Source organism: Bilifractor sp. LCP19S3_H10 (assembly GCF_052119185.1).
In the GTDB taxonomy this organism is placed as follows: Bacteria; Bacillota; Clostridia; order Lachnospirales; family Lachnospiraceae; genus Bilifractor.
In genome coordinates, this window is sequence record NZ_JBQKFT010000004.1 from 130,928 (window position 1) to 145,297 (window position 14,370).

Sequence of the window (14,370 nt, forward strand, 5' to 3'; positions counted from 1 at the left end):
ATCACCGCCATCAGCCGGCAGTGGATGCTGAGCTCGTGCTCACGGAAGCGGACGAAGAGCTCACCGCCTCAGAAGACGAATCTGTGTTGATGTACTTGTCGATAATGGACTGTACGGTTCCGTCTGCGATCAGCTTCTTCAGAATGCTGTTGATGGCGTCGCGAAGCGCAGGATTGTCCTTGCTGACTCCGATGGCGTAATCCTCACTTACATAATCAGTATCCAGAAGCTTCAGTCCCTTGTTCTGCGCGACGAACGCCTTCGCCGGCTCATTATCGATGATCACGGCGTCGATTTTCCCACCGAGCAGAGCCTGAATCGCCATGGCTCCGTTCGTATACGCAACGACATGGTCCTCACCGAAGCCTCCGTTTTCCGGTGTATCAGAAGCATAGATATAACCGGTAGTTCCCTCCTGGCATCCGATCATCTTGTCATTGGAAAGATCATCAACCGATTTGATATCAGAATCCTCCGGAACGATGATGGACTGAACGCCCTTCGCATAGCTGTCAGTGAAATCCACGTTCTTCTTTCTCTCTTCATTAACCGTGATTCCCGCCATTGCAATATCTTCCTTGCCGGACTGAACCGATGTGATGACAGAGGAGAAATCCATATCATCGACAACCAGCTTCAGACCAAGCTCTTTTGCGATCTCTGCAGCGATATCTACGTCGATACCGGTATAGCCGCCATTATCATCCGTCGTCTCATAAGGCGGGAACGCAGCATTTGTCGCCATATGAAGCTCTCCGGAGGTGACGGTCTTGATGTCGCCGTACGAAGAGGCGCTCACAGATGCTGCCGCTTCCGTTGTACTTTCTGCTGATGATCCGGAAGCGGATGCCGCTTCCGAGGAACTGGAACTGCCTGCTGCAGAACCACATGCTGCCAGCGACAGTGTCATGCCGGCAGTCAGTAAAAGAGCCATTGCTTTTTTCATCATTTCTTCTTCCTCTCTTCCTTAAAAATCCCTACTAATTTCCTTCCTTTATAACAGAGCATCCGCTGCAGTGCTTTCATATGCTGTGCTTTCATCTATGCGATGAACAGCGCTATACACAGCACTTTCATCCGCACTTTCACGCGGTGCATTGTTATCTGTTCATCTCATCGCAGGAACGATCTCTGAACGTTCAAGATTATAGCCTCTGCTGTTTCTGTAGTCAAGACTCACCTCACGCTGTCCGGCGGACACGAATTGCGCGTATCAAAACAGACAGCGTGACCTTCCCCTCCAGGGGTAAAGACCACGCTGTCTTTCCATCTGACTTTATACTTATGATGACGCCCGGTTTACCGTATGGAGTATACAGCGCCACTTACAGGCTCTTTATTTTCTGACAAGAAGAGACTTTCCGGTCATCTCTGCCGGCTTCTCCATACCCATCAGCTCAATCAGCGTCGGAACAATGTCACAGAGCGCTCCGCCTTCTCTGAGGGTGTAGGCAGGATCACAGTTCACAAGCAGGAACGGAACCGGATTTGTGGTATGAGCAGTCCACGGCTCTCCTGTAGCGGGATCCACCATCAGCTCTGCATTTCCATGGTCCGCGGTGATGAACATCTGTCCGTCGACCTCCTTCAGAGCCTCTACTGCTCTTCCGACGCACTCATCTACCGCTTCGATCGCCTTAATCGCGGCAGCCTCGACTCCTGTATGACCTACCATATCCGGGTTCGCGAAATTAATGATAATAACATCGTACTTCTGAGAGCGGATAGCCTCACAGAGCTTGTCGCATACCTTCGGTGCGCTCATCTCCGGCTGAAGGTCGTAGGTAGCTACCTTCGGAGAAGGGATCAGGAAACGGTCCTCTCCCTCATTCGGCTCCTCAACGCCTCCGTTAAAGAAGAAGGTGACATGCGCGTATTTCTCGGTCTCAGCGATTCTGGCCTGCTTCATTCCCTTCTTCGCGAGCCATTCCCCGAACGTATTTGTGAGTTTCTCGTTCTTAAAAGCAATGTACTTGTTCGGGATGGTCTCATCATAATCCTTGAAGCACACAAAGGTAAGATTCTCGATTCTCTTTCTCTCAAACCCCTTGAAATCCGGGTCGCAGAAGGCTCTCGTAAGCTCTCTCGCGCGGTCGGGGCGGAAGTTGAAGAAGATCACACTGTCCCCTTCCTTTACCGTTGCAACAGGAGTCCCGTCTTCGTTCTTCATGACCGTTGGAATCACAAACTCATCCGTGATCTCCTTGTCATAGGAAGCCTGCATCGCGCGAAGCGGATCTGTTCCGCCATCGACGCCCTCTCCCTTTGTCAGCGCGTCATATGCCTTCTCCACACGATCCCAGTTCGTATCACGGTCCATCGCATAGTAACGTCCGGAGATGACACCGATCCTTCCGACTCCGATCTCTCTCATCTTGTCCATGAGCTGACGAATATATTCGATTCCAGAGGTCGGCGGCGTGTCACGTCCGTCCAGGAAACAATGCACATAAACTCTGTCAAAATTTTCTTTTTTGCACAGCTCAAGAAGCGCATACAGATGTGTAATATGGCTGTGCACACCGCCATCGGAAAGAAGGCCCCAGAGATGAAGATCTCCGTTGTTCTTCTTTGCGTTGTTGATTGCAAGCAGAAGCTCCTCGTTCCGGAAGAAATCGCCGTCATTAATTGCCTTTGTGATCCGGGTCAGATCCTGATACACAATACGGCCGGCGCCCATATTCATATGTCCAACCTCGGAATTTCCCATCTGTCCGTCCGGAAGCCCTACATAATGGCCGCTTGCCTGTCCCTGAACATACGGGCACTGGCTCTTCAGCTGATCCATCACCGGTGTTCTCGCCTCACAGATCGCATTGTGCTCACAAACCGGATTCTCACCGTAGCCATCGAGGATCATCAGAACAGTAGGTTTCTTTGCCATAATTCATTTCTCCTTATATCTTATCTATCTGTTATCTATCTGTCAGCGCTTTGCCGACTGGTTCATTCTGCCAGTCCCATCCAGGCTGTCTCACCGTCAAACAGTCTGTCATTACGTCAATGCTTATCATACTAATACTGTCCGAAAAAAACAAGCAGATATTTGCCGGACAAAAGCCAATATGTTATACTTCATGACAGACTTGTGATTCTGCCTGTCGGATGCATCATCTGGCCTGGCAGACGCGCATACCTGTGATGCCAGCGTCCCGCTGAATCCCGGAATGAGATGAAAGCGGTCCAGCAGCATCTTCCTATGATATCCACCGGATATCAGTGAGGCATCCGAGTCCAAAAAAGTTCTTGCTTAATGCTTTAAAATCCCGAGACCTTAAAATCCCGGGCCTTTATACCCCGAAGCTGCAGCCTTTAAAATTTTAATTCCGAAGAAAGTCAGGAGTTTTACCTATGCTGGAATCCGGTACATCACTGTATAAGCTTATCATACTGTTCATGCTCGGAAAGGTCACCTTTCCGCTCACCAACGCCCAGATCTCCGATCTGATCCTGAGCCGCAAATATACCTCCTATTTTCATCTTCAGGAGGTCCTGTCCGAAATGATTGATACCGGTCTCCTCGAAATCGAGACCACCAATCACACGACCTATTACCGCATGACCGATCAGGGAAAGCAGACGCTGGAATACTTCGGAAATGAAATCCCGCCGGAAATCCGCCGGGAGATCGCCAATTATCTGGTTCTCCATTCCTATGAGATGCGCAACGAATCATCGACTCTTGCCGATTATTTCCGCAATTCCAACCAGGACTATACCGTGAACTGTATGGTCAAGGAGGGAAAACAGACGCTCATCGAGCTGAAGTTCACGGTTCCCACCGAGGAGGCCGCACGGACGCTTTCGGAAAACTGGAAGAAGAAGAGCCAGGAAACCTACGCGGCGATCATGAAGATTCTCATGTAACCACGACGGAGAAAAATCCGGAGTCCCCGTTTACTTCAGATTTTTCTCACGGCCGATTTTTTCAAAATACTCTCTGATCTTCTCTTCATAACCGTTTCCGGTCGGATGATAGAATACCGCATCCTTTATCTCGTCCGGCAGGTATTGCTGTTCTACATAGTGGTTCGGATAATCGTGCGCATATTTATAACCGATGCCATGGCCGAGCTGCTCATGGCTTTTATAATGTGCGTCCTGCAGATGAACAGGCACCGTCGTCTGCTTCTTCCGCACGGATTCCATCGCCTCGAAAACCGCCTCTGTGCAGGCATTGCTTTTCGGCGCTCCGGCCACATAAATCGCAGCCTGGGCGAGGATGAGCTGGGACTCCGGCATGCCCACACGTTCCACCTCCTGCGCCGCAGACGCAGCCACTACCATGGCCATGGGGTCCGCGTTTCCGACATCCTCCGATGCGCAGATCATGATTCTTCTCGCGATAAATTTTACATCCTCCCCCGCGTAGAGCATTTTTGCCAGATAGTAAACGGCAGCGTCCGGATCCGATCCCCTCATGCTTTTAATAAAAGCAGATATCGTGTCGTAATGCTGGTCTCCCGCCTTGTCATAGCGAACCACTCTCTTCTGAATACACTGCGAGGCAGTCTCCAGATCAATGTGGATTTTCCCGTCCTCCGGCGACGGCTCTGTCGTCAGAATTCCCAGTTCTATCGCATTCAGCGCCTCTCTGGCGTCACCGCCCGCAATGTCCGCGAGGAACTCGCAGGCGTCCGGCTCCAGAACGGCATGATAGCTGCCCATTCCTTTGACCGGATCGGTCACCGCTCTGTTCAGAAGCTCGCGGATGTTCTCCGTCGACAGCGGCTTCAGCTCAAATACCACGGACCTTGAGATCAGGGCAGAATTCACCTCAAAATAGGGATTCTCCGTCGTGGCACCGATCAGAATGACCGTGCCGTCCTCTACATACGGAAGAAGGTAGTCCTGCTGCCCCTTGTTGAACCGGTGAATCTCATCGATGAACAGAATCGTCTTTCTGCCGTACATTCCCCGGCGTTCCTGTGCCGCCCGGATCGCGTCTTCCATATCCTTCTTCCCGGACGCCGTCGCATTCAGCTGCACAAACTCCGCGCTCGTCGTATTCGCAATGACATGGGCAAGCGTCGTTTTTCCCGTTCCGGGCGGTCCGTATAAAATCAGCGAGCTCAGCTTATCCGCCATGATGGCGCGGTAGAGAAGCTTTCCCTTCCCGATGATATGTTCCTGCCCCACTACCTCGTCCAGCCGTTCCGGCCTCATCCGGGAAGCCAGAGGCGCTTCCTTCTCCATGTTTTTTTCCTTCATATAATCGAACAGATCCATTCTTATCCCTCAGCTGTTTTCACGATAAATGTACCATTGCTGCTGTATACGACCTCGCCAAGCTCTGCGATGCCCTCTGTATTCACGGTTCCGTACTTCGCGTATTCCTCGCTTCCCACGAAAATATAAGAGATTCCATACTTTTCAATCAGGCTCCGGACCTCTTCCGCGTCATCTGAGGTATAAATCGTCTCGATATCCGCAGACCTCTGATTCAGGTCCTCCGGATCGCTCCGCCACAGCCATTCATGGACATACCAGCCGAGCACGGTCGGAAGTCCGGTCATCGCCGATACCCGGCACGCGGTGCTGTAGCTGTCTCCGTCCGCCTCCAGGACGACCGGCTGCCCCGGAACATTCTCATTCAGCCACTGGATTGCTCCCGCGTCAGCCGGATAGGAGCTCTCCAGAAATGATGTGGCATCCAGGCCCTGATAATTTTTATAACGGAAAATGTTTCCCATAAACTGACGCACCGATACAGGGAAGTACCCAAGCGTCAGTCCGAAAAACACAGCCGCGGCAATTCCTGCAATCCGGCGCAGCCTCTGTCTGGAAGCCAGAAAACAGATGACGGCATACGCCATCATCATCCCGTAGAGGATAAACGCCTGATACGTCATCTTGAACATCGTATTGGACCTCGGGTACCCGCTGGACTCATAGATGTCCCTGACATACACAATTTCCGGCACGAGCACAAGACCGAAAGCACACAGTCCGAGAATCAGCGCGAAATGATCCGGCAGCGGCGTTGTTCGAAAATACCCGGGGTTTTCACCGGCGTCCTCCGCGGTTCCTTCTCTTCCGTTCCTGCCTCCACTAATCGCACCCGGCATTTTTTTCCTGTAATTCCCGACTGCAGTGACAATCAGCAGAAGAAAGACCACAAAGGGGAATCCCCACAGAATCAGCAACTGATACAGCGGCGTATGGGTCCGGCAGAACGCCACGCCGGAAACCGGCGACTGGAACTGAAGACGGAAGGGAAGCGAGGTCACCGTTGATAACACTGCCAGCACTGCGGTGTGATACACGGCCGACACAGTCCTTTTCTTCCGGCTCCGGCAGCTGCTGTTCAGAGCGTGGAATATTATGCAGAAAAAGGCGACGGTCAAATATATGACATAATCCCAGAAATTCGTCCACTGGAACATGCCGATCAGGGCTGCTGCCGACAGAAATCTCGCGTCCGGGAGATATCCTCTCTCCCGTCCAGTACAGTTCTCCCGTCCGGCCCGTCCGGTGCAGTTCTCCCATCCGGTGCAGATCCAGGCATAGAGGAGCGCCACCACCGTCAGCACAAAAATGATGTTGCACATGTGCGCGTGAACGTCTCCGAGAATGAATGAGTAGGAGGGAAACTCGTGAATGGTCCGGTCAGCGGTATTCACCGGATTGTATCCGATGTAGCGCGTTGAGTCGGCAAACCAGTAATAATCCCTGCCATCCGGCATCGGGAGTCCGAGCGGCTTCCCGAAAATTCCGTATATCACATAGTGGCCGTTTCCGGCAAGTGAAACCGCCGCGCCGCCGATCAGACCTCCCGCCGCAGCCCATGCTCCGGCATGCGGACGATCCTCCATGCGGTCAAACGCCATCTGACGCACGATGGAGAACGGAAGCGCAAATCCGAGGGCGGCGATCATCGCGCGGTAAATATTGTAGGCATAAGAAACGCCGACGCCGCACATTTTTCCCAGATAGACACCGAAATACTGCCCGCCGTAATAATAGTTGATGGCATCTGTTCCATACCAGATGTCTTTCGCAGGGAGGGATGTACTTCGATACATTGCGGCCATAAAGCCGTAATCCATGAACTTCTCCGTTCCGCTTGCCTGCGGCCGGAAGCCGATGAGATAAGACCAGAACACGAAGAGTCCGAAGAACAGCACCTCCTCCGCAATGATCAGATTAATGTCCATCTTTTTCTTCACAGGCTTCAGCATGAACAGTACCCAGCACACGCCAATAAAGATCAGCGTGACAACCAGCGCCCTGCGGCCGGTAAACCGGAGAATATCCGCAAGCCCGAGAACCCAGACCGCATATCCGCCTGCCGCGAGCCCGATCACCCGGGAGAACAGCCATCCTCCGTCACGAAATGCCGCGAACAGAATTCTGGTCAGCGGAAAAAATCCGGCCCCGATCACCAGAAGCAGCAGATACCACCTGAAAAACGGGAAAAAACTGCTTCCAAGAAGCGCGCCCGCTGCCGCAAGTATAAGGAAAAAGATGGCCAGGAAGCCGATCGAGGAGTTTTTCATTTTCGTAAACAATCTGTGGTCCTCCGGAAAATATTTTTCAGAACATGATCACTCTGGAATTGTTCCAGCGAGATAAAACACGCTGCGCGAGTTTTATCTCGCTATCGCGACGCTCGCCGCACACGAATACTTCGCATTCGGCTGCGGCTCACTGTTCGCGCAAAAAACAAGAGCTGCCCGACGTGCGTCAGCACTTCGGACAGTTCTATTCTATCGAGAACGGATAGCTGTTTCAACAATATTCGCCGCCGTCCAGAAGCTCCGGCGGGTATATTCCATCCTCCGTCATCTTCTTCAGCGCGGCGGTTACCACCGGCTTATCCTCCTTATAGGTCACACCGTACCACTTGTCCGGCGTCGTCATTACCTTCACCGCCGCCTTGTCTTCGGCCAGGAGATCCGCGACAACCGAGGGAAGGAAATACTCTCCCTTCAGCGGATTCTCCTTCAATGCCCGGTCAAGGAACGCCGGGAAACGCGCGAGGAGCTCATTCATGATGCTGTAGTTGAAGCCCCACATATTCATGGAAACCACCGTGTCATCCGCAAGGGGTGTCCAGGTCTTCCCGTCATCCTCGGTGTACTCGATGCCGGTCGGATGCTTCTCGATCCGGGTGCGCTCGTGAATTCCCACGAGCTCCTCCCGGTCATTCACCTCGCAGATTCCGCGGGAGACATATCCGTTTTCTGTCACGGTATTCTTCAGCTGATATCCGACCATCGCGTAGCGGTACTTCGTATCATCGCCGTTGTGCGCCAGGTAATCATACATCTTACGAAATGCATCTCTCCCGTAATAGTCATCCGCATTGATCACCGCGAACGGAGATCCGTGAACCGCAAAAAAGCAGGACAGAACGGCGTGTCCCGTCCCCCATGGTTTCACACGCCCCTCCGGCACCTGATAGCCCGCCGGCAGATCGTTCAGTCTCTGAAAGGCATAACTGACCTTCACCCTGCTGCTGATCCGGTCTCCGATTCTCTCCTGGAAGATCTGCTTATTTTCCTCCTTGATGACAAAAATAATTTCCCGGAATCCGGCCTGTACCGCATCGTAAATTGAATAATCAATGATCAGATGCCCCCTTTCATCCATGGGATCCATCTGCTTCAAGCCGCCGTACCGGCTGCCCATGCCGGCCGCCATTATGACTAGGACCGGGTGGTTGTTATTTTCCATCTCCTCCACCTCTTTCTATCATTCTTCTATCATCTTCTGCGAAGAATCTTTTTAGCTCACAACGCCTTTTTTCTCAGTAACTCTTTCTGCAAAATCTATCAATCAGAGCTGTCAACGAGATAAAACACGCTGTGCGAGTTTTATCTCGCTATCGCGACGCTCGCCGCACACGAATACTTCGCATTCGGCTGCGGCTCACTGTTCGCGTAAATCAGAGCTGTGCAATTCACGCCATGAGAATCAGTTATCTTCCTCTGTCAGCGTATATACCGAGCGCTTTCTCGCGTCCGCATCCGCTGCCAGATACTCATCATACGTTGTCACCTTATCGATCAGCGTCCCGTCATGCCGGAATTCCATGATGCGGTTCGCCGTCGTCTGCACAAACTGATGGTCGTGACAGGTAAACAGCAGCACACCCGGGAACTTGATCAGACCGTTGTTCAGTGCCTGAATCGACTCCATATCCAGATGGTTGGTCGGCTGGTCCAGAACGAGTACATTCGCACCCGAAATCATCATCTTCGACAGAAGGCATCTGACCTTCTCCCCTCCGGACAGAACCCGTACCTTCTTGACGCCGTCGTCTCCGGCGAAGAGCATTCTTCCGAGGAATCCCCGCACATAGGTTGCGTCCTTGATCTCCGAATACTGGGTCAGCCACTCCGCGATCGTCAGATCGGAGTCAAATTCCTCCGTATAGTCCTTCGGGAAAAATGCCTGTGACGTGGTTACGCCCCACTTATAATATCCCTCGTCCGCCTCATCTTCACCGGCAATGATCTTGAACAGCTCCGTCGCCGCCTGCTCGTTGGAGCCGACAAAAGCGACCTTGTCTTCTCTTCTGAGCGTGAACGAGACATCGTCCAGTACCTTCACACCGTCGATGGTCTTGCTGATGTTGTGAACCTCAAGAACCTCATTCCCGATCTCTCGGTTCGGACGGAAATCAATATAGGGATATTTCCGGCTGGATGGCTTGATATCGTCCAGCTGAATTTTCTCCAGCGCCTTCTTACGGGAAGTCGCCTGCTTCGATTTCGAAGCGTTCGCCGCAAATCGGGAAATAAATTCCTGCAGCTCCTTGATCTTCTCTTCCTTTTTCTTGTTTGCTTCCTTCTTCTGCTGCAGCAGGAGATTGCTGGACTCGAACCAGAAATCGTAGTTGCCGGCATAGAGCTGAATCTTGCCGTAATCGATATCCGCTATATTTGTGCAGACCTTATTCAGGAAATACCGGTCATGGGACACAACGATGACGGTATTCTCGAAATTGATCAGGAACTCCTCCAGCCAGTCGATGGCGTCCAGATCCAGATGGTTCGTCGGCTCATCAAGAAGCAGAATATCCGGGTTTCCGAAAAGGGCGCGCGCCAGAAGCACCTTTACCTTCTGCGGGCCGTCCAGCGTTCCCATCTGCGCATAATGGAGATCCGTCTCGATTCCGAGTCCGTTCAGCAGCTGCTCTGCGTCCGTCTCCGCGTCCCATCCGTTCATCTCGGCAAACTCCGCCTCAAGCTCACTGGCCTTGATGCCGTCTTCATCCGTGAAATCCGGCTTCGCGTAGAGCGCGTCCTTCTCCTTCATGATCTCATAAAGTCTTCCGTTTCCCTGGATGACTGTATCGAGAACCGGCTGATCGTCATACTTAAAGTGATCCTGCTCCAGGAAAGAAAGCCTCTGTCCCGGCGTGATCGTGACGTCCCCGTTCGTCGGCTCCAGCTGACCGGAGAGAATCTTCAGAAATGTCGATTTTCCGGCACCGTTCGCACCGATCACACCATAACAGTTGCCTTCCGTAAACTTGATGTTTACGTTCTCGAAAAGAGCCTTCTTCCCCACTCTCAGTGTTACGTTGTTCGCAGCTATCATATCAAATTCCTTTCTATCGGACAATTATACCCAGCGTCAGTCGCTACACATAATAACGCATTCCGTTCTTTTTCACAAGTCAATCCTGTCTTACAAATCGCTGGTTATCCTGTCTTATGAATCGCTGGTCAGTGAAAAGAACCAGTCAAGCCGGTTCCGTTTCTCCGCCAGCTCATTGTACTGCAGGCACTCGTACTGCCACTCATCCATCAGATCCTTCTCACTTCCGCCGGACCAGGTATGCCAGTTTCCGTCTGCATCCTCATAGCCCATGTGATTCAGCGCCGGTATTCTGGTCATGAGATCTTTCAAATAATAATTGTAATCCGTCATCTGCAGACCGGTCTGCTCCAGAAGCAGAGTGCTCAGATAATTTGTGCTCGTCACCACGTTCTGTTGTTCCGGGATATCATAATTCGCCCAGATCAGGAACGGTGTCGCGTAATAGTGCTCCTGCTGCTCCAGATCAAGCGAATTATAATTCTCACCGGACACATATTCCGTAAACGAATCCGGCATGGTCGGATAATGATCGCCAAACATAACAATCAGCGTAGGCTCATCATAGTCCTTGAAATAGTCGATCAGATACTCCAGTGCGTCATCGCTCAGTTTTTCCAACGAGAGGAACCGGCTCACGACATCGTTCTCGTACCCGTCAACCGTAATGGTTTCATCAACGTCGTCTGTCGTATACCCGCCGTGGTTCTGCATGGTCACATCAAAAAGGAAGAACGGATTCCCCGCCTTATTTTCCTCGTTGACTTCCTGGATGATCTTCTTGTAATTCGACATATCGCTGATATGGCTGTGAACGTATTCCACATCGTCCTCATCGGTAAAATCATCCTGTGTGTAAAACCGGTCAAATCCCAAGAGACGATACGCGGTCTCACGATTCCAGTTGCTTCCCTTGTACGGATGCATAGCCGCCGTTTTATATCCCTGTGCCTCCAGGGTAGAGACAATCGAGTACTGATCATGCGTGAAATAGCTCACATACGGAACCATAGCCGGAAATCTCTTCACAGAATTTCCGGTCAGGAATTCGTACTCCGTCTTTGCCGTTCCGCCTCCGGTAATGCATACCAGCGTATGTCCCTTTATTGTATTCTCTTTCAATGAGTCATAAAACGGCATCACAGGCTCATTCGTCTTCAGATCTCCGATATAGCTGTAATCCGCCCAGGACTCATTCATGATCGCGATAATATTCACCGGCTTTACCGTGGAAGCATCCTCTGTCCCGGACCCGGAATCCGAATTGTTCCCCGAAGCATCGCTTTCCCCGGCCGTTTCCTCCTCCGCGCTGTTCTTCTCCGTCTTTACAAAGTTCTCCGCGATCTTCTCTGTTCCGCTCACGGTATAGCCCTCCGGCGGACTAAGTCTCATATATTTCGCGACACAGAAAAACCCGACGGTTGTTCCATACTCGGTGTAGGTCTTGATCGGCGCGAACAGATCCGTCAGAATTCCAAGACCTCCGTTCCAGTTCACATTCAGATAGAAAAAATACATGCCGAACATGAACACAGCGATCCCGGCGCGCATAAGAATCTTTCCGATGATGCCTCTGCGGATCAGTACATAGTTCCGCATGTGAAGCAATAGTCCCAGAACGCAGAAGTACATCACGAGATCAAGCACGATTCCTCTCGTCAGCGTATACGTATAGGATCCGGAAACCGTCGCCGCCGTCGAGAGCGAGAAGAAATCGATCAGCTGCAGCGGCTCTCCCCGGAACAGATAGACAAAATAAAAGGCAATGCTGATAAACGACCAGATGGACAGGATCAGCATCAGAGAGCGCTTGAGCGAATTCAGCCAGAAGAATGCGATCAGGTTCATGATCAGGATGCCCGCGATATTCAGAAGCCTGTACTTCCATTCCATCGCGACCAGCTCCGTGTTGTTGATATACTCGATGATAAAAAAGCACCAGACATCCACGGCGAGCATGATCACAAAATGCCACGGCCAGATCTGGAGGCATGCCTCCTTTCCTTTCTCATCCACCCTGTCCAGGGGATGCAGGACGAAGGTACAGATCAGGGCGGACGCCGCCACGGCGGCGATCAGTCCCGCAAAAAGGATTTCACCGGAGCGCATCTCTATCTTTACGCTGCCGATCAGGGCACTGCGCTGCGTCATTAGAAAAATGAACACGCAGATCCAGTAAATAGCCCAGAATATTTTGTAGCCGACGGACCACTCACGGCCCCGATATCGAATCTCCATCTGAATAAATACCCGCTTTCCCGTCAAAAATATCTGTGTAATACATGCAGATACAGCTACTTCGAGACTGCGCCGCACACCCGAATATTTTACATTTTTTGGAATGGATTTGCAAACCCGCGGCGCCATAATTCACGGAATTCACAGTTTTCTCATAAAGCCTCCGCCTCTCCCTCGCAATCCAACAAAATCAGTCATGATTTTATCACGTAAGCCTGTGGTTTGCTTGCACATTTCATTTCTCCGTGCTATCATAATTGTGTGAAACGGTGGGGCAAACGCCGCGACAGACCAACGAAGCAGGTCGCCTGTCAGCGGCATGGGAACGGTGAACCAGCGATGTGACACGGGGACTTATACCGTTTGTGACGCTCCGCTTGCGGGGCATGTTGGTTCAGAAAAAGAAAGGACAGCAGCATGGAACATTTCCATATTCTCACGGATATCTATTTTGGCGAGAAATCACTCGACCGCCTGAGCCAGATCGACAGTCAGAAGGTCTTTATCGTAACCGACCCCTTCATCGTTAAGAGCGACGCGATCCGCAACATCGTAAAGCCTCTGTCGAAGGGCGGCATTGCCTATGAAATATTTACTGAGGTCGTTCCGGATCCTCCCATCTCAAAAGTCGTTGCCGGCGTGAGAGCCTATCTCGAATCCGGCTGTGATACGATCGTGGGCGTCGGTGGCGGATCTGCCATGGACCTGTCCAAGTCCATCCGCAAAATGTCGGAGAGCATGAATGACGGAAAGCACATCCGCCTGATCTGTATTCCGACGACGAGCGGCACCGGAAGCGAGGTGACCTCTTTTGCCGTCATCAGCGATCCGGATCATCAGAGAAAAATCCCACTTGTCTCAGAGGATATGTCTCCGGACGAGGCGATTCTCGACGCGGTTCTGGTGCGGAGCGTGCCCGCATCCGTAACGGCGGACACCGGGATGGATGTGCTCACCCACGCGGTCGAAGCCTATGTCAGTACAAAGCACAACGACTTTTCCGGCGCGCTTGCGGAAAAAGCCGTTGAGATCGTAGGTCAGTACCTCTTCCGCTCCTATTCGGACAATAATGACACCCACGCCCGGGAGAAGATGCACACGGCCGCGACGCTGGCGGGACTTGCCTTTAACTCCGCCTCTCTCGGCCTGAACCACGGAATGGCGCATCAGCTCGGCGCGCATTTTCATATTCCACACGGACGTGCCAATGCCATGCTGCTTCCGATCGTCACGGAATACAATGCCGGTGTATCCAACCTCACAAAGAACAGGGATCTGTCTGATGATCCCGTCGTGGAACGCTACTGCAACATCGCCACGATGCTCGGTCTTTCCAGCTTCAACCCGGTCATGACCATTCACTCACTTTGCAATTACATGAGATACATGTCGGAGAGCATGGGAATTCCTCAGCATCTCTCCGAGATCCTGGATATTTCAAAGGAAGAATATGAGACACACCTCGACAGTATGGCCGAAGCTGCCCTGAATGACTCCTGCACGGAAACCAATCCGAGACAGCCGCTGAAGCCTGAAGTCATTGAGCTCTACCGGAAGCTCTGGTAATCCATGAGCAACTGA

Annotated in this window: 9 protein-coding genes; 2 read left to right on the forward strand and 7 right to left on the reverse strand. The window is 51.9% G+C overall.

From position 1 onward, the window contains the following. Positions 1-10: 10 nt before the first annotated feature. Together ACTQZS_RS04860 and gpmI are read right to left on the reverse strand one after the other, a co-directional pair. Entirely contained in the window at positions 11-949 is a 939-nt protein-coding gene (locus ACTQZS_RS04860; protein ID WP_441474828.1) for an ABC transporter substrate-binding protein, read from the reverse strand. Positions 950-1,336: 387 nt separating this feature from the next. After that, positions 1,337-2,884, reverse strand: a complete 1,548-nt coding sequence (gpmI, locus tag ACTQZS_RS04865; protein WP_441101187.1) for a 2,3-bisphosphoglycerate-independent phosphoglycerate mutase — start codon at positions 2,882-2,884, stop codon at positions 1,337-1,339. 467 nt (positions 2,885-3,351) lie between these two features. Here gpmI and ACTQZS_RS04870 point away from each other — a divergent pair, with 467 nt between their 5' ends. Then, positions 3,352-3,867: a DUF4364 family protein gene (locus tag ACTQZS_RS04870; RefSeq protein WP_441474829.1), complete on the forward strand. Its 516-nt coding sequence runs from the start codon at positions 3,352-3,354 to the stop codon at positions 3,865-3,867. A 30-nt stretch (positions 3,868-3,897) separates the two neighbouring features. On the opposite strand, the gene ACTQZS_RS04875 is transcribed toward ACTQZS_RS04870, so the two are convergent. From ACTQZS_RS04875 to ACTQZS_RS04895, 5 genes are all read right to left on the reverse strand, one after another. Continuing rightward, the gene (locus ACTQZS_RS04875) at positions 3,898-5,229 is read right to left on the reverse strand and encodes a replication-associated recombination protein A (RefSeq protein ID WP_441474830.1); all 1,332 of its coding nucleotides are present in this window, start codon (positions 5,227-5,229) and stop codon (positions 3,898-3,900) included. A 2-nt stretch (positions 5,230-5,231) separates the two neighbouring features. Continuing rightward, the gene (locus ACTQZS_RS04880; protein WP_441474831.1) at positions 5,232-7,511 is read right to left on the reverse strand and encodes a DUF2298 domain-containing protein; all 2,280 of its coding nucleotides are present in this window, start codon (positions 7,509-7,511) and stop codon (positions 5,232-5,234) included. A 220-nt stretch (positions 7,512-7,731) separates the two neighbouring features. Then, on the reverse strand, positions 7,732-8,679 hold the full coding sequence (locus ACTQZS_RS04885) for a sugar phosphate nucleotidyltransferase (RefSeq protein WP_441474832.1): 948 nt from the start codon (positions 8,677-8,679) through the stop codon (positions 7,732-7,734). A 240-nt stretch (positions 8,680-8,919) separates the two neighbouring features. Next, the gene (locus ACTQZS_RS04890) at positions 8,920-10,551 is read right to left on the reverse strand and encodes an ABC-F family ATP-binding cassette domain-containing protein (protein WP_441101182.1); all 1,632 of its coding nucleotides are present in this window, start codon (positions 10,549-10,551) and stop codon (positions 8,920-8,922) included. Positions 10,552-10,665: 114 nt separating this feature from the next. Continuing rightward, a complete protein-coding gene (locus tag ACTQZS_RS04895; RefSeq protein ID WP_441474833.1) occupies positions 10,666-12,789 on the reverse strand; it encodes an LTA synthase family protein in 2,124 nt (707 codons plus the stop codon). Between the two features lie 417 nt (positions 12,790-13,206). On the opposite strand from ACTQZS_RS04895, the gene ACTQZS_RS04900 reads away from it, so the two are divergent. Then, positions 13,207-14,355, forward strand: a complete 1,149-nt coding sequence (locus ACTQZS_RS04900) for a 1-propanol dehydrogenase PduQ (RefSeq protein WP_441474834.1) — start codon at positions 13,207-13,209, stop codon at positions 14,353-14,355. Positions 14,356-14,370: the final 15 nt, after the last annotated feature.

What these genes read in the sequence shown, in the direction of transcription:
- ACTQZS_RS04895 (WP_441474833.1), bottom strand. Translation starts at nt 12,789, where the DNA reads ATGGAGATTCGATATCGGGGCCGTGAGTGGTCCGTCGGCTACAAAATA.
- ACTQZS_RS04885 (WP_441474832.1), bottom strand. Translation starts at nt 8,679, where the DNA reads ATGGAAAATAACAACCACCCGGTCCTAGTCATAATGGCGGCCGGCATG.
- ACTQZS_RS04875 (WP_441474830.1), bottom strand. Translation starts at nt 5,229, where the DNA reads ATGGATCTGTTCGATTATATGAAGGAAAAAAACATGGAGAAGGAAGCG.
- ACTQZS_RS04860 (WP_441474828.1), bottom strand. Translation starts at nt 949, where the DNA reads ATGATGAAAAAAGCAATGGCTCTTTTACTGACTGCCGGCATGACACTG.
- ACTQZS_RS04900 (WP_441474834.1), top strand. Translation starts at nt 13,207, where the DNA reads ATGGAACATTTCCATATTCTCACGGATATCTATTTTGGCGAGAAATCA.
- gpmI (WP_441101187.1), bottom strand. Translation starts at nt 2,884, where the DNA reads ATGGCAAAGAAACCTACTGTTCTGATGATCCTCGATGGCTACGGTGAG.
- ACTQZS_RS04890 (WP_441101182.1), bottom strand. Translation starts at nt 10,551, where the DNA reads ATGATAGCTGCGAACAACGTAACACTGAGAGTGGGGAAGAAGGCTCTT.
- ACTQZS_RS04870 (WP_441474829.1), top strand. Translation starts at nt 3,352, where the DNA reads ATGCTGGAATCCGGTACATCACTGTATAAGCTTATCATACTGTTCATG.